The organism is Nocardioides sp. Root140 (genome assembly GCF_001426745.1).
GTDB lineage: Bacteria > Actinomycetota > Actinomycetes > Propionibacteriales > Nocardioidaceae > Nocardioides.
The window spans coordinates 21023-44525 of sequence record NZ_LMFI01000017.1; the positions used below are offsets into that span (position 1 = coordinate 21023).

Annotated in this window: 18 protein-coding genes and 3 pseudogenes; 4 read left to right on the forward strand and 17 right to left on the reverse strand. The window is 69.5% G+C overall.

Annotated features, from left to right (window positions below; genetic code table 11):
• Positions 1–635: 635 nt before the first annotated feature.
• The gene (locus tag ASD30_RS25350) at positions 636–1736 is read right to left on the reverse strand and encodes a hypothetical protein (RefSeq protein WP_056689064.1); all 1101 of its coding nucleotides are present in this window, start codon (positions 1734–1736) and stop codon (positions 636–638) included.
• Between the two features lie 596 nt (positions 1737–2332).
• On the opposite strand from ASD30_RS25350, the gene ASD30_RS25355 reads away from it, so the two are divergent.
• Positions 2333–5797: a TM0106 family RecB-like putative nuclease gene (locus tag ASD30_RS25355; protein WP_056689067.1), complete on the forward strand. Its 3465-nt coding sequence runs from the start codon at positions 2333–2335 to the stop codon at positions 5795–5797.
• A 123-nt stretch (positions 5798–5920) separates the two neighbouring features.
• Here ASD30_RS25355 and ASD30_RS27715 read toward each other — a convergent pair.
• From ASD30_RS27715 to pcaH, 10 genes and pseudogenes are all read right to left on the reverse strand, one after another.
• Positions 5921–6185: pseudogene (locus ASD30_RS27715) on the reverse strand (leucine zipper domain-containing protein); the annotation flags it as partial.
• 373 nt (positions 6186–6558) lie between these two features.
• Positions 6559–7011: a transposase gene (locus ASD30_RS28025; RefSeq protein WP_442938284.1), complete on the reverse strand. Its 453-nt coding sequence runs from the start codon at positions 7009–7011 to the stop codon at positions 6559–6561.
• 200 nt (positions 7012–7211) lie between these two features.
• Positions 7212–7538: pseudogene (locus ASD30_RS28030) on the reverse strand (IS110 family transposase); the annotation flags it as partial.
• A gap of 368 nt (positions 7539–7906) precedes the next feature.
• Positions 7907–8572 carry a 3-oxoacid CoA-transferase subunit B gene (locus tag ASD30_RS25365; protein WP_056689070.1) on the reverse strand — a complete coding sequence of 222 codons (666 nt, stop codon included), beginning with the start codon at positions 8570–8572 and terminating at the stop codon, positions 7907–7909.
• Positions 8569–9228, reverse strand: coding sequence for a 3-oxoacid CoA-transferase subunit A (locus tag ASD30_RS25370; protein ID WP_056689073.1), 660 nt, complete (start codon positions 9226–9228; stop codon positions 8569–8571). The genes ASD30_RS25365 and ASD30_RS25370 overlap by 4 nt, the downstream gene beginning before the upstream one ends.
• Entirely contained in the window at positions 9225–10427 is a 1203-nt protein-coding gene (locus ASD30_RS25375; protein WP_056689075.1) for a thiolase family protein, read from the reverse strand. Before ASD30_RS25375 ends, ASD30_RS25370 begins: the two co-directional genes overlap by 4 nt.
• A complete protein-coding gene (pcaDC, locus tag ASD30_RS25380) occupies positions 10427–11617 on the reverse strand; it encodes a bifunctional 3-oxoadipate enol-lactonase/4-carboxymuconolactone decarboxylase PcaDC (protein WP_056689078.1) in 1191 nt (396 codons plus the stop codon). The genes ASD30_RS25375 and pcaDC overlap by 1 nt, the downstream gene beginning before the upstream one ends.
• Entirely contained in the window at positions 11614–12858 is a 1245-nt protein-coding gene (locus ASD30_RS25385) for a lyase family protein (protein WP_056689083.1), read from the reverse strand. The genes pcaDC and ASD30_RS25385 overlap by 4 nt, the downstream gene beginning before the upstream one ends.
• Positions 12858–13415, reverse strand: coding sequence for a protocatechuate 3,4-dioxygenase subunit alpha (gene pcaG / locus ASD30_RS25390; protein WP_056689086.1), 558 nt, complete (start codon positions 13413–13415; stop codon positions 12858–12860). The genes ASD30_RS25385 and pcaG overlap by 1 nt, the downstream gene beginning before the upstream one ends.
• Positions 13412–14221 (reverse strand): protocatechuate 3,4-dioxygenase subunit beta, encoded by an 810-nt coding sequence (gene pcaH / locus ASD30_RS25395; RefSeq protein ID WP_056689090.1) that lies wholly within the window; start codon positions 14219–14221, stop codon positions 13412–13414. The genes pcaG and pcaH overlap by 4 nt, the downstream gene beginning before the upstream one ends.
• 70 nt (positions 14222–14291) lie before the next feature.
• Here pcaH and ASD30_RS25400 point away from each other — a divergent pair, with 70 nt between their 5' ends.
• The 3 genes from ASD30_RS25400 to ASD30_RS25410 all read left to right on the forward strand — a co-directional run bounded on the left by ASD30_RS25400 (position 14292) and on the right by ASD30_RS25410 (position 18425).
• Positions 14292–15059 (forward strand): IclR family transcriptional regulator, encoded by a 768-nt coding sequence (locus tag ASD30_RS25400; RefSeq protein WP_056689094.1) that lies wholly within the window; start codon positions 14292–14294, stop codon positions 15057–15059.
• A gap of 61 nt (positions 15060–15120) precedes the next feature.
• Positions 15121–16311 (forward strand): 4-hydroxybenzoate 3-monooxygenase, encoded by a 1191-nt coding sequence (locus ASD30_RS25405; RefSeq protein ID WP_056689097.1) that lies wholly within the window; start codon positions 15121–15123, stop codon positions 16309–16311.
• 89 nt (positions 16312–16400) lie between these two features.
• A complete protein-coding gene (locus ASD30_RS25410) occupies positions 16401–18425 on the forward strand; it encodes a family 78 glycoside hydrolase catalytic domain (protein ID WP_162251058.1) in 2025 nt (674 codons plus the stop codon).
• On the opposite strand, the pseudogene ASD30_RS28035 reads toward ASD30_RS25410, so the two are convergent.
• The 6 genes and pseudogenes from ASD30_RS28035 to ASD30_RS25435 form a co-directional block, all read right to left on the reverse strand.
• A pseudogene (locus ASD30_RS28035) lies at positions 18311–18601 on the reverse strand (hypothetical protein); the annotation flags it as partial. The gene ASD30_RS25410 and the pseudogene ASD30_RS28035 sit on opposite strands and share 115 nt — an antisense overlap.
• 19 nt (positions 18602–18620) lie before the next feature.
• Positions 18621–19436 carry an alpha/beta hydrolase gene (locus ASD30_RS25415; protein ID WP_056689102.1) on the reverse strand — a complete coding sequence of 272 codons (816 nt, stop codon included), beginning with the start codon at positions 19434–19436 and terminating at the stop codon, positions 18621–18623.
• Between the two features lie 37 nt (positions 19437–19473).
• Positions 19474–21036, reverse strand: coding sequence for a class I adenylate-forming enzyme family protein (locus ASD30_RS25420; protein ID WP_056689105.1), 1563 nt, complete (start codon positions 21034–21036; stop codon positions 19474–19476).
• Complete coding sequence (locus tag ASD30_RS27880; RefSeq protein ID WP_082564191.1) at positions 21033–21797, reverse strand: thiolase family protein; 765 nt, start codon at positions 21795–21797, stop codon at positions 21033–21035. Before ASD30_RS27880 ends, ASD30_RS25420 begins: the two co-directional genes overlap by 4 nt.
• A gap of 121 nt (positions 21798–21918) precedes the next feature.
• Positions 21919–22674, reverse strand: a complete 756-nt coding sequence (locus ASD30_RS25430) for an IclR family transcriptional regulator (RefSeq protein WP_200951260.1) — start codon at positions 22672–22674, stop codon at positions 21919–21921.
• A 49-nt stretch (positions 22675–22723) separates the two neighbouring features.
• On the reverse strand, positions 22724–23500 hold the full coding sequence (locus tag ASD30_RS25435; RefSeq protein ID WP_056689111.1) for a class II aldolase/adducin family protein: 777 nt from the start codon (positions 23498–23500) through the stop codon (positions 22724–22726).
• Positions 23501–23503: the final 3 nt, after the last annotated feature.

The window sequence follows — 23503 nt, forward strand, 5'->3', positions numbered from 1 at the left end:
CCCGGCCACCGCGGGTGCTGGTCGTGGAGCGACCCATCTAGTGCCCCGCCTTAGCGCGGTGGTTCCGGACGCTGGCTGGGGTGCCCGCATAGTTGCAACCCGACTTCGTGCACCGCTCCCAACTACCGGAACGCACAGCGTCCTCGGTGACGGAGTGGTCAGCGTCGTAGCCGTGACCGTGAAGAAGTTGGGCGACCGAACCTTCGTAGCGGGTAGCCAGGAGCGCGGCCTCGGCCACCTTGTCATGGCCGCGGGCGAAGAACGCACCCAAAGCCACCTGCTCACCGCAACCGCACCAGCACGTCCCTGTTGGAAGCAACCGCGCACTCTGCGTCGCACTCACACAGACCACCCCTAGCTCAGGCCGCATTCTTGATGGCGGTTCTAGAACGTCTATCAAGATAGCAGGCACATGGCTCCAGACATCGAGGGGTTGAACCCGCGTGTCGGGCATGGTGGCCAACCCTGGTCGCTGCCGCGGCCTCAGATGCTAGGCGCCCTCGCCGACATCACGTCGAGCTGAGATTGACCCGAAACACCGCGGGTCGGCCGCGGCGATCATCGCGTCTCGGGAGAACTCCTGCAGTTTCTGAGGAGTCAGCGCCGTCGTGACGATCGCTAGCAGCCAGGTGCCGCTACGCCGTCCCGGCGAGTTGTGGAAACGGATCGACCTCGAACATCTCGTCCAGCGTCCCCCTGGTGAACACGCGCCCATCACAATCCCGTACGACGGGACCCAGGGCATCGTTGACCCGGGTCCATCCGAGACCGTCCAGCAGAGCGAACAGGGGCACGCCACCAAGACGTCCTGCCTCCCCGCGCAGGGAGGCGAACCTCGCGGCCTTGTCCCGGGCGGTGCCGCCGTCGTTGACCAACTTGACCTCCAGAATGGCCCGCAGAGTGTCGGACTGGTCGAAGAACACGAAGTCCGGCGCCGGCTTCACCGTCAAGTTGAACCTCTGTTGGATCTCTGCCTGGTTGTGAGCCCCGGTCCGGATGAAGGGCACTGCGCGGTGGTGCAGGCGATCTTCTAGCTCCTGCTCGAGGACGTCGCCGCGTTGGGTGCCGATCGCGTCGAGTAGTTGGCGGAATGCGCCCCCGTAGTGGCGCTGGTGAAGGAACACCTCGAACGGCACCCCGCCGGTCGAGTAGCTCCGCACGGTGTCCCAACCTTGGGCCAGGTCGGGGCGTTGCTGCTTCGTACGGCGTCCGTCGTCCGCCTGAGGCCAGAGCGTCCCTTCGATGGCACGACACAGAACCTCCGCGATGACACGCGCCTCACCCGCCGTCACTGGACTGCCCTCCCGGCCCTGCTCAAACCTCTTCAACCGGTCGTCGCTCAGCGCCGGGAGACTGAGCTCCGTGCCGACCACCTTTGTCGCCGCAGAGAACTCGCGCCAGATATACCCGAGCAGCAGCCTCCAGACGCCGACGGTGGTCGGTGCGGCCAGGGTGGCCCGCTCGATGTCGGCAACACTCACCAGGGTGAAACCCTCGGTAAGTCGGAGCGCCTCCAGGAGCGCGGCTCTCACCGGCTCCAAGTCGTATTCCGGCCGCGGTAGAACATACGCGAAGTCCGGCGTCAGTTGAGGCACGTACAGGCGTGACGCGACAGCGGCGTACACCTCGCGGTGCGAGGCAGTGCCGTACTCCTCCGGGATTTGTCTGACAAGATTGATCCGCGCGTTCCACGCGGCGGCCTCGATCGCTGCGACCGTCTGTTCAGTCCTCGGCATGCGGTGACGCTATCCGCAACAGGCCTCATCGACCGCGGTGACCCGTCCGGCGACGTCAACGAGCTGCTCACCCCGGTCTACGACCCGGACGTCGGCGGCTACCAGCGCACCTCCGGCTTCACGGTGCCGCCCGAGGTCGTCCGCATGATGCTGGCGCGCAAGGCCACGATCGAGGAGGCCACGGGCGCCTGGTCCGCGTCGCGACCCCGGCTCGGGTCGGGTCCGACCGGCCCCTTAGCGCATCCCGAAGAACGACGCGATGCAGACCACCTGCTTCCGATCGAGCAGAGTCGGCCTGCAGTGCTTGAAGAAGAACCCCCTCCGCGAACTTTGGCATGCTCACTACTGGCAGGGCGGGGATTCATGAGGCGGGAATCTCAGCGGGGGAGCGGACCGCCCGGATCGCGGCCAGCGCGACCGCTGTCGCCTACGTCGCCCGGGTGCCAGAAGCCGGTCTGTGCCGCGCGGGTGGGGCAGATCCGTACCGCTGCGTCCGTGGATCTCGAGCACACACACGAGCCGGGCTCTTGTCGGAGCGAACCTCTGTGGATGTCAGTCGGCGTAACTAGAGTCTGAGTCCAGCGAAGGGGAATCCGATGATCGTGTCGAACAACGACATCCTGTGGTCGGCCAGCGACCTCACCAGGGCAGCGGAGTGCGAGTTCACCCTGCTCCGTCAGCTCGACGTGAAGCTCGGACGGATCCCCGCGGCCAAGACCGCCGCCGACCCCCTTATGGACCGCATCGCCGAGATCGGCCTCGAGCACGAAGCCCGCGAACTCGTCCGCCTCAGCAAGGGTCTGGCGCCGTACGACGCGGCGACGGGCCGCGGCGTCTGCCTCATCGACTACCCCAAGCCCTACACGGCCGCGCTCCTGGCCGAGCGTCGCGACCAGACCATCGAGGCGCTCAAGGCCGGCGCCGACCTGGTCTGCCAGGCGGCGTTCTTCGACGGCAGCTTCCACGGGTTCGCCGACTTCCTCATCCGCGACGGCGACGCCTACCGTGTCTGCGACGCCAAGCTCTCCCGCCACGAGCGGCCGAAGGCTCTGCTCCAGCTCGCGGCGTACGCCGATCAGCTCGCGGCAGTCGGCATCCCACTGACCGACGACGTCGAGCTCCTGCTCGGCAACGGCCGCCAGGTCAGGTTCCCGCTGAGCGACCTGGCGCCGGTGTTCCGGGAGCGCCGCCAACGGCTGCTGGACCTGCTGCACGGACACCAGGCAGCGGAGTCACCGGCCGAATGGGGGATGCCGGGCGTGCTCGCCTGCGGTCGCTGCGACGTCTGCAGCGAGGAGGTCGCCGCCGCCAACGACCTTCTGCTCGTCGCCGGGATGCGGATGACCCAACGCCGCAAGCTGATGGATGCCGGCATCACCACCATCGACCAGTTGGCCGCGGCCACGTCGGGCATCGACGGCATGTCCGCCTCGACGTTCACCACGCTCCATGCGCAGGCAGCGCTCCAGGTCGCCGGTGGCACCGAGGGAGCACCCGTGAGCGCCGACGTCTTCTGCCCCGACCACCTCGCCGTGATCCCGAAGCCGTCGACCGGCGACCTGTTCTTCGACTTCGAGGGCGACCCGATGTGGAACGACGGGAACCCCGACTGGTGGGGCTTGGAGTACCTCTTCGGTGTCACCGAGGTGCCCGAGCACGGCGCCGAGTCTCCGTTCACGCCGTTCTGGGCCCTCGACCGGGCGCAGGAGAAGCAGGCGCTCGAGGACTTCATCGAGTTCGTCCGGGTCCGCCGCGAGAAGCATCCCGACCTGCACATCTACCACTACGCGGCGTACGAGAAGTCCGGGCTGCTGCGGCTCGCGGCCAAACACGCGACCTGCGAGGCCGCCGTCGACGAGCTGCTCTCCGCAGGCGTCCTGGTCGACCTGTACGCCGTCGTCCGCGGCGCGATCCGGGTCTCCGCGCCGTCCTACAGCATCAAGAAGCTCGAACCCCTCTACATGGGCGACGACCTGCGTGAGGGCGACGTGACCGACGCGGCGGCCTCGATAGTCGAGTACCACGCCTACTGCCAGGCCCGCGACAGCGGCGACGCCGAGGGCGCCGCCAAGCTGCTGGCCGAGATCCGCGACTACAACCGCTACGACTGCGAGAGCACCCGCCGGCTGCGTGACTGGCTGCTCGAGCGGGCCGCCGAACACGGCGTGACGCCCCGCACCGTCGACCCCGCAGAGGCGAAGCCGTGCGATCTCGAGCTGACCCCGCTCGAGGTGCGACTGCGTGAAGGCCTACCCGAGACCGGCCGCACCCCGGACCAGCAGGCGCAGGCGATGCTGGCCGCGGCGATTGGCTACAACCGGCGCGAGCACAAGCCGTTCTGGTGGGCCCACTTCGACCGGCTGTCCTCGGCGCTGACCGACTGGCGCGATGAGCGCGATGTCTTCGTGGTGGAGTCCGCCGACGTGATCAAGGACTGGGCGAAGCCGACCCCGCGGTCGAGTCCCCATCGCCACGTGCGCCTGGTCGGCCACTGGGGTGCGGGCAGCGTGGTGCGCGACGGCGACCAGGTGAGCACCGTCTACGCGAACCCGATAGATGGAGCGCACAACGTACCCGCCAACGCATCGCTGGGCTGCTCGCGTAGCGGAGTCGTGGTCGTCTCCCGTGGGCACGACCACGAGGGCCGCGACGTCCTGGTGGTCGACGAGACGTTGACGAAGGACTGTGCGCCCTACGACCAGCGCCCCGACGCCGTCGTTCCCGGGCCGCCGCCCGGCACTGGTGGCATCGACGCGGCCGTCCAGGAACTGGCCGAGGCGGTGCTCGCGCGCGGACTACACCCGCAGCCCGGACTCGACGTCCTGCGCCGCACTCCACCCCGCCTCACTGGGGGAGGACTGCCGCACGGTGGGGACTCGGTCGACGACATCTTCGACGCTGTGCGCGCCGTGGACCGGTCGTACGTCGCCATCCAGGGGCCGCCGGGCGCCGGCAAGACGTACGTCGGGTCTCACGTCGTGACGCGGCTGGTGCGCGACCATGGCTGGAAGGTCGGGGTGGTCGCCCAAGGCCACGCGGTGGTGGAGCACATGCTCGACGCGATCGTGCAGGCCGGGCTGCCGGGTTCTGTGGTAGCCAAGAAGGTCGGCGACGTCGGCGCGTCCCGCGCCTGGACCGGGATCAAGGACAGTGGCTACGCGAAGTTCCTCGAGGACAACAGCACCGGCTGCGTGGTCGGTGGCACCACGTGGGACTTCGTCAACACCAAGCGGATCGACCGGGACTCGCTGGACCTCCTAGTCATTGACGAGGCCGGTCAGTTCTCGCTCGCACACACGCTCGCGGTCTCGGTGGCAGCGCAAAGGCTGCTCCTGCTCGGTGACCCCCAGCAGTTGCCGCAGGTCAGCCAGGGCATCCACCCCGAGCCCGTCAACGACTCGGCACTGGGATGGCTCATCGGTGAGCACGCAACGCTGCCCGAGGACTTCGGCTACTTCCTCGACCTCACCTGGCGCATGCACCCCGACCTGGCCGAGAAGGGCTCGACGCTCTCCTACGAGGGCCGGCTCCGAGCGCACCCGCGCACGGCCGAACGCGATCTGGCAGGCGTGGAGCCCGGCCTGCACGTCGTACGCCTCGACCACCAGGACTGCTCGGTCGAGTCCCTTGCGGAAGCCGACGAGGTGGTCCGCAAGGTCGAGAGCCTGGTCGGTACGCCGTGGACCGCGCCCGACCTCTTCGAGGGCACGCGGCCGCTGATCGCCAAGGACTTCCTCGTCGTCGCGCCCTACAACGCCCAGGTGCACGCCATCCGCCGGGCGCTGGACGAGCGTGGCTTCGCCGACGTGCTGGTCGGCACGGTCGACAAGTTCCAAGGCCGAGAAGCAGCCGTCGTCATCGTGTCGATGACCGCATCGTCCGTCGCCGACGTACCTCATGGCATTGACTTCCTGCTCGACCGCAATCGTGTCAACGTCGCGATCTCGCGCGGGCAGTGGCTGGCTGTCCTCATTCGCAGCGGTCGCTTGACCCAGTTCCTGCCGACATCCACCACCGGGCTGCTCCAGCTAGGGGCATTCGTCGGGCTCTGCGAGGACTGACAACCACGCACGAATCAATGGCCGTCCGGCTCCCGCCCTGCAACGCTGCGGCTACCGTCACGTCATGGCCAGGCGGCTCGATGAGCGGCCCCCGCATCTTGACGCTCCGCGGTGTCCTGAGCACCCGCTTCTCCACATCCAGGGGCGTGCGTCGCGGGCACCGGCGTGGGCGTGATGACCGGGCGATCAGGCCGGCATCACCTTCGAGACGAAAGCGGGCGACCCAGCGGTGCGCGCACTGGCGAGAGACACCGAGCGCCTTGGCGACATGAGCCACCGGTCGAGCATCGTCGATCACACGCGAGACGAGCAGACGACGGCCATGAAGATTCAAACGAGCGTTAGCGTGGGGCACGAGGACCTTCTGGTTGGTGAAGACGTCAGACATCTCCACTAAGCCCGGAGGTCCTCACCTTTCACAAGGCCCACACCGTCACCAACGTCCCTGCCGAGTACAGCTGATATGTAGGCACCTGCTGTCAAGGGCAGGTTGAGGCGCCCGTCCCACTGGTGGTGGGGCAGGCGCCTCGTGCTTCGTCGGGGTGTGCCGGTGGTCAGCGTGTGGTTGGCGACGCACGGTCAGGCTGATATTCGCGGGTTGGGTACCGCAGGACGGGCTGTTCGGCTGGAGCGGGTCGCTTGTCTAGGGTCGAGCGTCACATCGATCGCTGGCGTGGCTCTCGGTGCTGCTCATAGCTGTGTCGCGGGTCGCTCCTCGCGCTGCTGCCTGGGCCTTGGTCGACGAAGCAGATCGTGGTGGGCTACTCCTCGAGCACGGCCAGGGACCAGCACCAGCCGGCCAGCTCGCGGGCGATCCCAACGTTGGCGACCGTGTGCCTCTTGTGCCGGGCGCGCATGGTGTTCCAGCGGTGATGCAGCCGACGGTTGCCCTCATCGCCGCGTGCCCGGGCAGCGGGTCCGGCGAGTTCCCACCGGTCCCGCATGGTCTTCCCCACGCGGTAGGCGGGACGGTGGTGCCACGCGGCCTCGACCAGCAGGCGACGAAGGTGGGTGTTGCCGGTCTTGGTGATCGACCCCTGGACCCGGGACTGGCCCGCAGGAGTACTCGCCTGGGCACCAGACCGATGAAGGACCCGATGGTGTTGCCGGTGAAGCGGTCCCAGTCGCCGACCTCGACCGCGAGCGCGAGCCCGGTCAGGGTCCCGATCCCACGCGGGCAGCCCAACCGCCGCAGCGTCGGGGTGAACTCGCAGTCCGCGGCCATCAGGGTGATCGCGTCGTCGAGCCGGTCACGGCGCGCTTTGACTGCGAGCACAGCGTCGTAGTCGGACTCGAACGTCAACCGCGTTGCCGCTGCGTCGAGCTGCGCACCGGTGCGTCGTAGCCACACGTCGTGGGCGCCGGTCCATGCCTGCCCGCCGGAGTAGACGTACCCCTGACGCAGCAGCAGCTTCGACAACCGGTGCCGGGCCCGCATCAGGTCACCCCGGGCGTCCTCGCGGGCGCGGACCAGGTCGCGTGCAGCCTCCTGGTCCACGCTGGGCACCGTCACCGCCGTGATCTCATCAAGCCTCAGCAGCCGGGCCAGGTGGACCGCGTCCTTCGCGTCCGTCTTGACCCGATCACCGCTGGGGCGCTGCAGCTTCGACGGCGCCACGACCTCGCACCGGATCCCGGCCGCGTTCAACGACCTCGACAACCCGAACCCGGTCGGACCCGCCTCATAGGTCACCGCCACCGGACCGGGAAGGCCCAGCCAGCCACGAGCGGATGTGCTCATGCGACGGCGTCAGCTTCGCCTGGACAAGCTCGCCCGTGACGCCATCGATCGCCGCTGCCGCGACAGATCGTGCGTGCACGTCGAGCCCAACACTCGTACGCTCTGTAAACACCCGGGGCCTCCATCACAACTGTCGGATAGGCCGAGCAGGCAGCCCCTGCTCGGTAACCCACGAATCTCTGTGAGTGATGCCCCGGCCAGCAACCGCCTCAGGACGAGCCGGTCAATCCATACCGTCTAGACCCACTCGCACGACTGACTGGTGGACAGGGAACCGGGATCTCTTTAAGGACCAGTTCCGGCGCCGAGTAAGGCCGGCTTCACGCGCCCTCATTGTGCCCACCTTGTTTCCCGCCCCCGAGGCCGTCTCACGCGAGCGCCAGGCCGGTGCGCTCGCGCAGCTGCGCCAGCGAGATGCCGTACGTCGACAGGACCTGCGCTCCCGCGGTGCCGACCTCAATGACGGCGTGGTCGGTGTAGACGCGGCTGACGCAGGCGCGGCCGGTCAGCGGGTAAGTGCAGGACTCCACCAGCTTCGACGCGCCGTCGCGAGTGAAGAGCGACATCATCACAAAGACGTCCTTGGCGCCGATGGCGAGGTCCATCGCGCCGCCGACGGCGGGGATCGCGTCGGGTGCGCCTGTGTGCCAGTTGGCGAGGTCGCCGCCCTTCGAGACCTGGAAGGCGCCGAGCACGCATACGTCGAGGTGGCCGCCGCGCATCATCGCGAAGGAGTCGGCGTGGTGGAAGTACGACGCCCCGGGCGTCTCGATGACGGGGACCTTGCCGGCGTTGATGAGGTCGGGGTCGACCTCGTCGCCGACTGCCGCACGGCCCATGCCGAGCATGCCGTTCTCGGTGTGCAGCACGACGCCCTGTTCGGGCGCGAGGTGGTCGGCGACCGTGGTGGGCTGGCCGATGCCGAGGTTGACGAACGCGCCGTCGGGGATGTCGGCGGCGACGAGCGCGGCCAGCTCGTGCTTGTCGAGGGGGCCGCGGTCGAGGTGCTCGATAGTCGTCGGAGTGGCTGTCACGTCAGCACCACCCGGTCGACAAAGATGCTCGGGGTTACGACGTTCTCCGGGTCGAGCTCGCCGGTCTCGACGACCTCGGAGACCTGCACGACGGTCGTCGTCGCGGCTGTCGCCATCACGGGACCGAAGTTGCGGGCGGTCTTGCGGTAGACGAGGTTGCCCATCCGGTCGGCGCGGTGGGCCTTGATGAGGGCGAAGTCGCCCTTGATCGGGTGCTCGAGGACGTAGTCGCGGCCGTCGATCGTGCGCTGCTCCTTGCCCTCGGCGAGCGGCGTGCCGACGCCGGTGGGGGAGAAGAACGCGCCGATCCCGGCGCCGGCAGCCCGCATCCGCTCGGCGAGGTTGCCCTGCGGCACGACCTCGAGCTCGATCCGACCGGTGCGGTAGAGGTCGTCGAAGACCCAGGAGTCGCTCTGCCGGGGGAAGGAGCAGATGATCTTGCGGACGTTGCCTGTGGCGAGCAGGGCGGCGAGGCCGTGGTCGCCGTTTCCGGCGTTGTTGTTGACGACTGTCAGGTCGGCAGCACCGTGCTCGCGCAGGGCGTCGATGAGTTCGGTGGGCTGCCCGGCGAGGCCGAAGCCGCCGATCAGCACGGTCGCGCCGTCGGGGATGTCGGCGACCGCCTCGGCGGGGTCGGTGAGATGCTGGGCGGTCACGCGGCCTCGTTCTCCAGCACGACGGCGAGGCCCTGGCCGACGCCGATGCAGATGGCCGCGACGCCCCAGCGGTGGCCGTCGGCGCGCATGGCGGCGGCGAGGGTGCCGATGACGCGGCCACCGGAGGCGCCGAGGGGGTGGCCGAGGGCGATCGCCCCGCCGCGGGTGTTGACGATGTCGGGCGAGGCCAGGCCCTGGGCGAGCCAGGCGTCGATGCAGACGAGCGACTGGACGGCGAATGCCTCGTTGAGCTCGACGACGCCGACGTCGGACCAGCCGATGCCGGCGCGGGCGAGCGCCTTGTTGGCGGCCTCGACGGGCGCGTAGCCGAAGCGTTGGGGCTCGACGGCGTGCGTGCCCCGCCCCGCGATCCGGGCGAGCGGATCGCGGCCGATCCGGTCGGCCGCTGCGGCCGAGCCGAGGAGCACAGCTGACGCGCCGTCGCTCAATGGCGATGCGTTGCCCGCCGTGATTGTGCCGTCGGGACGGAACGACGCCTTGAGGGCGCCGAGCGACTCGGTCGTGGCGTCGGGCCGGATGCCCTCGTCGCGCGCGAGGTCCACTCCGTCGACGGGCACCACCAGGTCGTCGTAGAAGCCGGACTCCCACGCCGCGTGCGCGAGCTGGTGGGAACGGGCGGCGAAGGCGTCCTGCCGCGCGCGGGGGACGCCGTAGATCTCGTGCAGCTGCTCGTTGGCCTCGCCCAGCGAGACCGTCCACTCGGACGCCATTCGCGGGTTGACCAAACGCCATCCGAGCGTCGTTGAGACCAGCTCGGTGTTGCCGGCGGGGAAGGTCCGCTCGGGCTTGGGCAACACCCACGGGGCGCGGGTCATCGACTCCACGCCGCCTGTGAGCACAACGTCGGCGTCGCACGTCTCGATGGCGCGGGAGGCGATCATGGCGGCGTCGAGCGAAGAGCCGCAGAGCCGATTGATGGTCGTGCCGGGCACGGACACCGGCAGGCCGGCCAGCAGCGTCGCCATCCGCGCGACATTGCGGTTGTCCTCGCCCGCGCCGTTGGCGTTGCCGAGCACGACCTCGTCGACCTCCCCCGGATCGAGCTCGGTGCGCGCCAGTGCCTCACGCAGCACGCCGGCGGCGAGGTCGTCGGGGCGGCTCTTCGCCAGCGCACCACCCAACCGGCCGAACGGCGTACGCACCGCGGTGTAGACGTGCGCCTGCGGGTTGCTGCTCATCAGTCGTCGTCCTTCTCGTCCTCGAACGTGCGCTGGGCGATGCGGAACGCGGTGTTGGCGTCGGGAACGCCGCAGTAGATCGCGGTCTGCAGGATGAGCTCCTTGATCTCATCGATGCTCAAGCCGTTGGTGCGGGCCGCACGCAGGTGCATCTCCAGCTCCTCGTCGTGCCCGCGCGCGATCAGTGCGGTGAGGGTGATCATCGACCGACTGCGACGGTCGATGCCCGGCCGCGTCCAGATCCCGCCCCAGGCGTAGTCGGTGATGAACTCCTGGAACTCGCGCGTCAGGTCGGTGGCCGCCGCGGTGGCACGGTCGACGTGCGCGTCACCGAGCACCTCCCTGCGCACCGTCATCCCGGCTGCGCGGCGCTCCGCGATCGTGAGCGGTGTGCCGTCGGAGCCTGCCACGGAGCGGATGGCGGCCGCGGTCTGCTCCGGGGACTCGGCGGGTGCCTGGTGCCCGACGCGGTCAAGGACGACCAGTCGGCCGTCGGTGACGCCGTGCGCGACCTCGGCCATCGCGGCGACCGGTGCGGCGACGTCGTACGCACCGGCGACTGCGACGACGGGAGCGGTGATCTCGCCCAGGCGGTGGCGCACGTCGAAGGTGGCCAGGGCGTCGCACACAGCGGCGTAGCCGAACCGGTCGGCGTCCTGGAGGGCGTGCAGGAGCGTCGCAGCCACCTCAGGCTGCTCGTCGATGAAACCCGGTCGGAACCACCGCTGGGCCGAGCTCTCGACCATCACCGGCGTGCCGGACCTGCGGACGTGGTCGGCGCGCTCGCGCCACATCGACTCATCGCCGAGGCGGGCGCCGGTGCAGGCCAGGGCGGCCGTTCGGACGCGATGGGGTTGGTCGAGGAGCAGCTGCAGGCCGACGGCGCCGCCGACGGAGTCACCGGCATAGGCGAAGGAGCCGCCGGGCTCGCCGCGCTCGCCGAGCACGCCGTCGACGAAGGTGAGCACCCCGGCGGCCAGGCCGGCCATGTCAAACGAGTCCGCGGGGACGGCCTTGTTGACGCCGTGGCCGGGGAGGTCCCATCCGACGACGTGGAAGTCGTCTTCGAGCAGCTCGGCGACGCGCGACCAGAGAGTGGTCGCGGACGTGCCGAGGGAGGGCCCGCAGACCAGGAGGGGAAGGTCGGGGGAGCCACCGAGCTGGACGCCCACGATGGAGGGTGTGGTCATGAGCGGCCTCCTTGCCGGGCACGGGCGACGAGCTCGTCGATGATCGCGTCGGCGCTGCCGAGGTAGTGAGCGGGGTCGAAGTCGGGGGTCGCGGCCTCGTCGTACAACCCGGCGAGGCTGCGCTGCTCGGCCAGCAGTCCGGATCCAGCGGCCTGCACCAGGCGGGCCATCCGCCCGTTGTCGACGTGCAGCCCGGACACCAGCTCGGCGGTCTGCGAGGCGGCGGTGAGGCTGTGGCGTCCCAGTTGTGCCAGCGCCGACCACTCGACGTGCCACGCGCCGTCGGGCCGCTCGTCGACGTACGACGCCGAGGCGACGTGGAGCTGCAAAGCGAGCGCCGGCGTGGCGAGGGCCGTGCGCCGCACGAGCACCGACAGGACAGGGTTGGCCTTCTGCGGCATCGTCGATGATCCGCCGCGGCCCTCGACCGTGGGCTCGGCGAGCTCCGCGATTTCCGGGCGGGCGAGCAGCAGCACGTCGGCGGCGATCCGGCCCCACGCGCCGGTCGCACGCACCAGCGTGTCGGCCGTGCGGGTGAGGGGAGCGCGGTTGGTGTGCCACGGGGGGGAGTGGGGGAGGCCGAGCCGCTGGGCCAGGTCGTGCGCGAGCGCGGTCGCGTCCACGGTGCTCCCGGACAGGCGCAGGAGCTCGGCGGGCGCGGCCAGGGTGCCGGCAGCGCCGCCGACCTGCGCGGGCAGGCGGTCGCGTGCGTCACGGAGGTCGTCGCGGGCGTCGAGGACGCCGTGCAGCCACTGAGCGGCCTTGAGGCCGAAGGTGATCGGCACGGCGTGCTGTGTGAGCGTGCGACCAACCATCGGGTCGGCGCGGTGCCGCTCGGCGAGCTCGCTCAGCGCGCGCACCTGCTCATCGACCTGGACGAGCACGGCATCGACGGTGTCTCGCAGCGCGAACACGAGCGCGGTGTCGAGGACGTCCTGGCTGGTGAGCCCGCGGTGCACCCAGCGGGCGGCCTCGGGATGCCGGGCGGACAAGCGCTCGCGTACGACGGCGAGGAGCGGGATGACGGGGTTGCCACCGGCCTCGGAGGCGACGGCCAGCGCGTCGAGGTCGACGGTTCCGACGGCTCGCACCAGGTCGACGGCGGCCTCCGCAGGCGCAACGCCAGCGCCGACGAGCGCCGCCAGCCAGGCGCCCTCGACCCGCAGCGCGGCGCGGACCACGGCCGCGTCGGACAGGTGGTCACCCGCGCGGTGGTCGCCGGGCCACAGTAGGTCGGCCATCACGACGTCCCGTGCTCGAGGAACACAGTCTCGCCCTCACCCTGGAGGCGGATGTCGAAGACGAATCCGTGCTCGTCCGGGCGGACGACGAGGGTGTCGCGGCGCTCCTCGGGCAGCGAGCCCAGCAGCGCGTCGGCGGCCGCTGCCTCGTCGTCGAGGGGGAGGTAGGCGCGGGTCAGCAGCCGGTGGAGCAGGCCGCGGGCAAAGACGGTGACCGCGAAGAACGGCGCGGCGCCCACGCTGCCCGCTCCCGGGACGAGTGTGGTGAAGGAGTAGTGGCCGGTGTCGTCGACGGGGGTGCGGCCGAAGCCGGTGAACGTCCAGCCATCGCGGGCGCGGGACCCCTCGACCTGCGGCACCCGGCCGTCCTCGTCGGCCTGCCAGAGCTCGATGATCGCGTCGGGCACCGGCTCGCCCGCGCCGTCGTACACGGTCCCGTGGAGCCGGATCGCGCGCGGGTGGCTGATGGGTACGAGGTCCTCGCCGCCGGTGAAGGGGAGGGCGTAGCCGAAGAATGGGCCGACTGTCTGGCCGGGGGTGGGTGCGAGGTCGCTCATGCGATCTCCTCCTCCACGTCCTCGAAGGGGGTCCGGTGGCTGCCGGTCAGCACGATGTCCCAGCTGTAGCCGGTGGCCCACTCGTGCTGCGTCACCGAGTGGTCGTACGTCGCCACGAGGCGCGCGCGGGCGGCCGGGTCGACGATCGACTGGTAGATCGGGTCGAGCGCGAAGAGCGGGTCCCCGGGGAAGTACATCTGGGTGACGAGTCGCTGGGTGAAGTCGGTGCCGAAGAGGGAGAAGTGGATGTGCGCCGGCCGCCAGGCGTTGAGGTGGTTCTTCCACGGGTAGGGGCCGGGCTTGATCGTGGTGAAGGTGTAGCGGCCCTCGTCGTCGGTGAGCGTGCGACCGACGCCGGTGAAGTGCGGGTCGATCGGCGCGGGGTGCTGGTCGCGCTTGTGGATGTAGCGGCCGGCCGAGTTGGCCTGCCAGACCTCGACAAGCTGGTGGCGGACAGGTCGGCCGTCGCCGTCGAGCACGCGCCCGGTCACGACCATCCGCTCGCCGATCGGCTCGCCGCCGTCCTGGATGGTGAGGTCGGACTCGAGCCGTCCGACGTCTCGATGCCCGAAGACCGGTGCGCGCAGCTCGATGCCCTCGGGGTCGGCGTGGTGCAGGTCCTTGGTGGGGTGGCGCAGCAGGCTGCTGCGGTAGGGGGGGTAGTTGAGCCGCGGCTGGGTCTCCGGGTCGGACGCCACGGTGGCCGAGGCGTCGTACGCCGCGGTGATCGCTGCCATCTCGGCGTCGACGTCCGCTTGGCTGGTCGACGCGGAGTCGGGCCCGGGGGGCGGAGCGGAGTGGGTCACGGGGTGACCGTAGCCAGTTCTCCGGCTCCGACGCTTGCCATCCCTTCCGCTGAGCGGAAGCATCGTCGTTGTGGCAGGCAACGCGGCACGCTCCGGGCTCTCGGTGACGAGCCGCGCACTGGCACTGCTCGCGGCGTTCGACGCCCGCCACCGTCGGCTCACGCTGACCGAGCTGGCGTCGCGCGCCGGGCTGCCGGTCGCGACCGCCCACCGGCTCGTCGGGGAGCTGGTGACGTGGGGTGCCCTGGCGCGAACGCCGTCGGGGGAGTACGTCGTCGGGCGCCGGCTCTGGGACATCGGACTGCTCGCTCCGGTGCACACCGGGCTCCGCGAGCTGGCATCCCCCTACCTCCACGACCTCTACGGAGCCACGTTCGCCACGGTGCACCTCGCGGTGCGTGACGGCCTCCAGGCGCTGTACGTCGACCGGCTGTCGGGCCATGCCTCGGTGCCGGTGGTCAGCACGATCGGCTCCCGGTTGCCGCTGCACGCGACGGGGGTCGGCAAGGTGCTGCTGGCGCACGCCCCGACGGACGTGCAGGAGGCCGTGCTGGCGTCGCTGACGAGGATCACGCCCTACACGATCAGCCAGCCCGCGCGGATGCGCCGCCAGCTCGCCTCGGTCCTCGAGGACGACCACGCCACGACGGTCGAGGAGATGACGCTCGGTGCATGCTCGGTTGCGGTCCCGATCCGTGCTGGAGCCGAGGTGGTCGCCGCACTCGGGGTGGTCGTCCCCTCGCTGCAGGCGCGCGAGCGCGACCGGCTAGTGAGCGCGATGCAGGTCGCGGCTCGTGGGATCGGTCGCAGCCTGCCGTCGGTCGATCCATCTGAGTGACACTTCCGCTGGGTGGAACGTCGCCGTGGCAGTCGACCCGGTCGGCCGCAGACAATCCGGCATGCCCTCCACGCCCGTCTCCACGAAGACCCAGGTCGCCGTCGTCGGTGCCGGCCCCGCCGCGCTGATGTTGACGCACCTGCTCGCTCGGGCGGGCATCGAGTCCGTCGCGATCGACCTACGCAGCCGTCAGGAGATCGAGGAGACCCATCGCGCCGGCATCCTCGAGCAGGACTCCGTGGACCTGCTCGTCGACACGGGAGTCTCCGAACGGGTGCTGCGCGACGGCTACCGCCACGACGGCATCGAGCTCGCCTTCGGAGGCGGCTCCCACCGCATCGACTTCCAAGGCCTGGTCGGCGCCGCGACGCAGCTCTACCCGCAGACCGACGTGTTCATCGACCTCGCCGACGCCCGCGAGCGCGACGGCGGCGACGTGCGGTTCGGCGTCACCGACGTCTCCGTCGACGACCTCACCGACTCGCCCGTCGTGCGGTTCATCGACAGCAACGGGCAGGGGCACCAAGTGCGCGCCGACTTCGTCGTCGGTGCCGACGGCTCGCGCAGCCTGTGTCGCCGCACGGTGCCGAAGGCCGAGCGGCAGCAGTACTTCCGCGAGTATCCCTTCGCCTGGTTCGGGATCCTCGCCGAGGCGCCGCCCAGCGCGCCCGAACTGATCTACAGCCACTCGCCCCACGGGTTCGCGCTCATCAGCCAGCGCACCGAGACCCTGCAGCGCATGTACTTCCAGTGCGACCCGACCGAGGACGCACGCACGTGGTCGGACGACCGGATCTGGGAGCGGCTCCAGACCTCCGTCGGCGCCAACGGTTACACGCTCAAGGAGGGGGCGATCACCTCCCGCACGGTGCTGCCCTTCCGCAGCTTCGTCCAGGAGCCGATGCACCACGGCCGGCTCGTGCTGGCCGGCGACGCCGCCCACACCGTCCCGCCGACCGGCGCCAAGGGCCTCAACCTCGCGCTCGCCGACGTGCGGGTGCTGGCCGAGGAGTTGGAGCGGGCCGTCACCCAGGACGATCTCGCGCCGCTGGCGACGTACAGCAAGCGGGCCCTCGCCCGGGTCTGGAAGGCCCAGCACTTCTCCTACCGGATGACCACGATGCTGCACACGCTGCCGCATGCGACGCCCTTCGACGTGCGCCGCCAGGAGGGAGAGCTGGCCGCGTTGACCGGCTCGGTCGCCGGGTCGACCTACCTCGCCGAGGCCTACACCGGCTGGCCGGCGCGCTGACGCCGCGCTCACCTTCGGCCCGATGGCTGGCATCACGCATCCGCGGTTCCGCGGTTCCGCGGGGACGCGGGGTGCGGTTCGCTGGCAGGGTGACGGTCGAGTGGCAGGCGCAGTGGATCTCCCCGACGGCGACGGGGGAGCGGCCCGGGTTCCGGCCGGCGTACCGCCTGCGCGGTGAGGTCACCCTCGACCGTCCGGTCCGGCGCGCGACGCTGCACGCGACCACGCACGACATCTACGAGCTCGAGCTCGACGGCGCGCGCGTGACGACCGACGCGCTGACGCCGGGCTTCACGGAGTACGCCTACCGCGTGCAGGTGCAGTCCTACGACGTCACCGACCTGCTCGGCCAGGGCGCCCACCTGCTCGACGCCGTGCTCGCGGACGGGTGGTATCGCGGGCAGGTGGGCATCACCCGTGCGACGGACCAATGGGGCACCCGCACCGCCTTCCTCGCCCAGGTCGAGGTCGAGCACGTCGACGGCTCCCGCTCCGTCTTCGGCACCGACGACACCTGGCGATGGTCGACCACCCACATCCATGCCGCGGACCTGATCGAGGGCCAGCGCGAGGACCGGCGGCTCGTCGGCGTCCACGACTGGCATCGCGTCGAGGTCAGCGACCGCGGATACGACTCCCTCGTGACGTCGCCGGCCCCGCCGGTGCGGGCCGTCGAGGAGCTGCGCCCGGTCAGCGTCGTCGAGCTGCGCTCCGGCGTGCACGTCGTCGACCTCGGCCAGAACATCAACGGCCGGGTCCGGCTCGCCGACCTCGGTCCCGAGGGCACCGAGGTCACCTTGACCCACGGGGAGGCGCTCGGTCCTGACGGCGACGTGACGATGACGCACCTCCAGCCGGCGATGCCGTTCCTGCCCGAGCCCCTCAGCGCCGGCCAGGTCGACACCGTGGTCTCCGCGGGCGTCGACGGCGACGCCTTCGAGCCGCGTCTCACCACGCACGGCTTCCAGTGCGTCCGTGTCGAGGGCCACCCCGGCCCGCTGACCGCCGACGACGTGACCGACGTCGTGGTGCACACCGACCTCGCACCGCGCGGGTCCTTTGGGTGTGACGTCGAGATCGTCAACCGCCTGCACGACGCGGCCGTGTGGAGGTTCCGCGGCAACGCCTGCGACATCTCGACCGACTGCCCGACCCGCGAGCGCGCGGGATGGACCGGCGACTGGCAGCTCTACGTGCCGACCGCGTCCTACCTCTACGACGTGCGCGGCTTCTCTCTCAAGTGGCTGCGCGACCTGATCGTCACTCAGTGGCCCGACGGCAACCTCGGCAACATGGCGCCGATCCCGGTCGCGGAGAAGTCGTGCTTCCTCGAGAAGATGAATGGCTTCGCCGGCTGGGGCGACGCCGTCGTGCGGGTGCCGTGGGAGCTCTACGAGGAGTACGCGGACACCGCGACGCTCGCCAAGGTCTGGCCCGCGATGGTCCGCTGGCTGGACCGGGTCGAGCGGATGGCGTCGCAGGTCCGGCACCCCGGATCGGGCCGCCAATCACCCGGAGCCGCAGCCGCACGAGCAGCACCTCTGGGACGCCGGCTTCCGCTGGGGCGAGTGGCTCGAGCCTGGGGAGCCGGGCGACTTCCCATCCTTCATCGCCGCCGACAAGGCGGAGGGCCACGGCGTTCTACTCCTGGACGGCCGGCCACGCCGCCCGCATCGCAACGGTCCTGGGGCCAGCGCGCGGCCTACGACCTCGCCGCGCTGGTCCGCGAGGCCGGGACCCACCTGCAGACCGGCTTCCTCTCCACGCCCGACCTCCTCCAGCCCTCGCCGACCCACCTCGACCTCGCCTACGAGCTGCTCCTCCAGGACTCCGAGCCGTCGTGGATGACGATGATCGAGCGGGGTGCCACGACCGTCTGGGAACGCTGGGATGGCTTCGCGGCACGAGGAGCCGTGCGGCCACTATCGACTCGCGCCTGGCTCACCGAAGCCCGATATCCACGTCGAGTCCCACCACGGCTGAGCTCGCGGCTGATCGTGGCCGGGTCACGGTCCAGCCGCCGGGCGATCTCACCCACCCGTGACCGGCATGCTCCAAGGCAGCGCTCTCCTCCCGCTCCGGCCATGACAGATACCGGCCGACCGGACCGATGACACGAGTGGGATTCACCCCGCCAGCCTTGCTGAAGGTACGCCTGCCCCACGTCGCGGACATGCCGGCAGCACGAGCGGCATCCTCCGATGCCAAGCCCTCGCGGATCCCGGCCCAGAACCGACGATCGAACTCCCGCGGACACTTCGGACGAGCACCCATGACGCATCTTCGACATCGAGGTGTTGCGTGACTACCTAGAGCTCACCCCTCCTGGACCGACACATCGTAAGGACCTTGGTAGACGACGGCCTCCATCTGTTCTCCTTCTCGATTGACTGAGCTGGCTCAAACGAAGACGAGCCGGTCGCCGAACGCTGTGGTGAAGGGCTGCAGCCTCCTGTTGTGCCTGTTCGGCTTTCGGCAGCACGGCGGCGGCACCGAAGAATTTGTGCATGACGCCGTCGTAGTGACTCGCCGTGGTGGTCACACCGGCTTCTTGAAGGAGGCGGGCGCTCTTGGCCTTGGCTGCGCAGGGGATCGCGTTCGTCGGTGATGACGAGGGTGGGCGGTAGCGCGGCGAGCCGGGCGGCGTCGACGCCGAGGAGGTTGATTCGTGAGTCTGTCGCCGCGTCGGGGCGTCCCTCGAAGGCGTGCATCGCCATCCACGAGACGGGCGCCCGGTTGAGGGGGCGGCCGTCGGCGGCGTCCTCCATTGACTCGCCGTACTGCTCGGGGGTGGTCAGCGGGTAGACGCACACCTGGGCGGCCGGGAGCTGTTCGCCGGCTTCGGCGAGCTGGAGGCAGGTTGCAGCCGTTGCCCCCACCGAGTCCCCGCCGGTGCCGACGCGAGCCGGATCGCCGCCGAACGATGCAGCGTTGTCGATGACCCAGCGGTAGGCGGCGAGTACGTCGTCGCGAGAGGCCGGGAACGTCGCCTCGGGCGCGCGCCGGTAGTCGGTGGACACCACGATGGCGCGTGTCTTGTTGGCCAGCCCCCGGCAGGAGGCGTCGTATGTGTCGATGTCGAAGAGCACCCGGCCGCTGCCATGGATCCGCATGACCACTGGCATGGGGCCGCTGCCTCGAGACCTACGAGAACCCCGTAGTTCAACTCCCTGCCGCGCTAGGGGCGGGTTCGGTTCCGTTGTCCGCCAACGCGTCTCTGAGCTGTCTCTTCAAGACCTTCCCGTATGCGTTTCTGGGAAGTGCGTCGACGTCGATTACCCGCTTCGGGATCTTGTAGCCCGCTAGCCGTTCCCGACAGTAGTCGCGTAGCTCACCCTCGCTGAGGCTGCTTCCTGGGGCCGCGACGACCACGGCCGTGACCTCCTCGCCCCAGATCCGGTGAGGGAGACCGATGATCGCAACGTCGGCGACCCCTGGCGCGTGCGCGAGCACGTCCTCTACTTCGCGGGCGAACACATTCGAGCCGCCCGTGACGATCATGTCCTTGACCCGGTCGACGACAAACAGCTTTCCGTCGGCATCGAAGTATCCGAGGTCACCGGTGTGGAGCCACCCGTCACGGATGGTTTCTCTTGTGGCTTCTTCCCGATTCCAGTAGCCGAGCATCATTTGGGGTGCTCGAGCGACCACCTCGCCGACGGTGCCGGCTCGCACGGGATCGCCCTTGTCGTCAACGATGAGCACCTCGCGTCCTGGGATGACATAGCCTGCGGAGCGCGCCAAGTCGGAAGTGTCATCGTTCAATGCAGCTCGATGCTCGTCCTGGCCGAGATACGTGAGGAACATCGGAGCTTCCATCTGGGCAAATGACTGAACCAGTCGACTATCGAACCGACGAGAAGCCTCACGCAGTGTCTGAACCTCGATCGGCGAGCCAGCGTAGAAGATCCACGCGAACCCGTCCGCGGGCCGCCAGGTCTCGGCCATCTCGTCGAGGATCATGCGAACCATCGAGGGGACCAGGAACATCCCTTGAACTTGGCCGGAAGCCATGAGTTCTGCGGTGACCGCTGGGTCGAAGTTGGGCGTCGTGACGTTGACCCCCGCATGGCGGATGGTGGGTAGCATCAAGAAGCCGGCGCCGTGCGTGAGAGGCGCAGGATGCAGAACTGACATCCCGGGCGTGAACGACAAGATCGCCTCGGAGGTCTCACTGACGCTGGTCCACGCGCGGTGACTCAGCATCACGGCCTTCGGTGTTCCGGTGGTGCCGCTGGTGTACATCAGCGAGCAGACATCACTGTCTTCTCGGAAAGCAACGTCAATGGGCTCGTGGCCGAGAAGATCATCGAGACCTAGGTGGCCACCAGAGTTGCTGATGTCGACCAGGAGCGGGAGTTCTGGGCCGACATCCTTGAGTGCCGCCAAGAAGTGCGGTTCGGTGATGAGAGCGGAGCACCCTGCGTCGGCAAGCATGTGCGCGAAATCTTTGGTCGCCAACCGGGTGTTGAACGGCACGATCACCAGCCCTGCCGTCGCCACTCCGAAGAAGACTTCGATGTACTCGGGCGAGTTTCGAAGCAGGAGCGCAACTCGGTCACCGACCTGGAGGCCCTGTTCGAGCAACCCCGCCGCGATGCGAGCGGATCGCTCGGCCAGTTCGCCGTATGTCAGGGTCGCGCCGGTTGCGTGGTCTCGTACGGCCGTGCGGTCGGGTTCGAGCCGAGCGGTGTTGGCGAGGTGGCTGGCGATATTGGCGTTCATGCTGGCCTCTCCAAGATGGTGACGACACAGGCCGCTTCTTCCAGACCGAGGACCCCGCCGCCGTTCTCGGCCAACGCCACGTCTGCTCCTTCGACCTGCCGGGGGCCAGCCTCGTGGCGCAGCTGAGTCGCCAGTTCGTGGATCATGGAGAGACCGGTCGCAGCCACTGGGTGCCCCTTGGCTACCAGGCCGCCTGAGGTGTTGACCGGGAGCTTTCCCCCCGGGCCGGTCTCGCCTGCGGCGACGAATTTCGCTGCTTCGCCTGGACCGCAAAGCTCGAGCATCTCCAGTTGCAGGATTTCCCCGTAGGCGGTGGCGTCGTGGACCTCGATCAGATCCACGTCCGCCGGCTTCAGGCCGGCCTCGGCGAATGCTCGGCGAGCAGCCGTCCTCGACAAGGTGGGCGCATCGGGGCGTCGTGCATAGGTTCCACTCGACATCCCGAGCCCGCGCACGCGTATCGCCCGTGCTTGCACGCTGGGATCTTGTTTGAGCAGCCAATCGCCCGAGCAGACGACTGCCGCCGCGGCTCCGTGACCGAGTCGAGGACCTCGCCGATCAGCACCGCCGCAAACATCGGATTTGCGATCTGGACAGCGCTCGCGCGCGACGGCCCGAGGGTCTCCAGCGAGCGGAAGAAACCCCGTCGCCCCAGGTAGCTGGCAAGCACCCCGGCCACCGCGAACGTCCAAAGGCCCCCATGTCCAAGGCGATGCGCCGCGCCAGGTCCGCTGCGAACAACAGGCCCCCGAAGACCACATTGGCCATGAGGGCAACCAGAACGCCGACCTGCTGGTCGAGCCGCACACTCGCGGAGCGCACGACGAAGACGTTGGCCGAGAAGAGCCCGAGTGCCAGGACCGCTAGCAGGCTACCCAAGTCTCACACCAGGACGCCGTTCAACTCCTCGCCCGTCCGCATGAGACTGGCTGCGATCTCTCCGCGGAGTGTCCTGGTCATTCTGTGCTTCGGGACCGAGATGTTCACGGCATACAGAACGCCGCTCAGGCCGGAGACCGGCACTGCGATCGAGACGACACCTTCCTCGCTCTCCTCGTCACTGGTTGCGTATCCGCGACGACGGACGACCTCGAGGACCTCCTCCAGCTGAGCGCGCTTGGTCAGCGACCGTTCGGTGACCGCGTCAAGCGCCTCCTGGGGGTAGAGGGCACGGAGGGCCGCGGTGTCGAGTCGGCTGAGCATCGCCTTGCCGCTGGACGTGACGTGGGCGGGCAGGGAACGGCCCGCCCGAGAGCCGACGCGAACTGCCCGGGTGCCTTCAATGGCATCGATGAAATGCACGTTCTGCCCCTCCAGCCGCCCGAGGTGGACGGTCTCGGCGAACTCGCGGTGCAACTGCTCGAGTAGCGGCCGGGCGCTGGCCCGGACATCGAGCCGAGCCATGATTCCCAACGCAATGGAACTCAGCGCCGGCCCCGGCTCATAGGCCCGGGTGACCGCGTTCTGCCGTACGAAACCGCGGTACTGCAGCATCGCCATCAGACGATGCGCCGTCGACGACGCCACCCCCAGGTAGGTGCTGGCCTCGGTGAGCCGGATCTGCGTCTGCTCCTCGAAGAGGAGGAGCAGACGCAACGCGTTGTCAACGGACTCGATCGGGTACTGAGGCGGAGCCACGCCGTCCCCTGCCCCAGTGAGCGAACCAATCCTTGCCATGGCGCTCACCCTATCTGCGTTCATCGAGCCGCTCCCCGCTCACAGGCGTTGGCGTCCGAAGCCGGGCGAGCTCGTGTCGCCAGGCCGTGTCGGTGTTGAAAGACCCTCCGAGGTCAGGCAGCTCGGCGACGTCTTCGTCGGGCAGGTCGACCAGGGACCCGCCGGCTGACGCGATATCTAGCGCCAACCGGGACAGGGTGTCCACACTGATCGCCTGGAGCACGGCCTGCTCGACGCTGCCGGCGGCGCTGGTCAAGCCATGGGCGCGCAGCACGACCACGGGCCGGTCGCCGAGTGCATTGACCATCTCCTGTGCGAGCCGGCGGTTGCGAACCAGCACGCCGCGGGGGTACACCGGCACACCGCCGGCGGCGAGGCGCATGCCCGGGATGTCGAATGCTCCGACGATGGGCCGCACCGCAAGCCCCGCAAGGTCGGCCGCCACGACGGCCGGGGGGTGCGCATGCACGACCGCCCGTACCTCAGGGCGTGCGCGGAGCACCTCGGTGTGCAACGGCAGCTCGTTGGGCACCGTGTAACCCTCGTCGAGCTCGCCAGGACCCGCCGGCGCTCCGTCGAGATCGACGAGCCGGACGTCGTCGGGCACCGTGAAGGCCAGTCCCCGTTCCCGCGGGCCTCGACAGCGCACGAGCAGCATCGAGTCGTCGATGCGCAGGCTGACATGGCCCAGGATGCCGTCGGCGAGACCGCGCGCGGCGAGCACCCGGCAGGCGTCCGCAATCTCGGTGCGGAGCCGATCCAGTTCTCTGTTGTTCGAGCGGGTCATGGC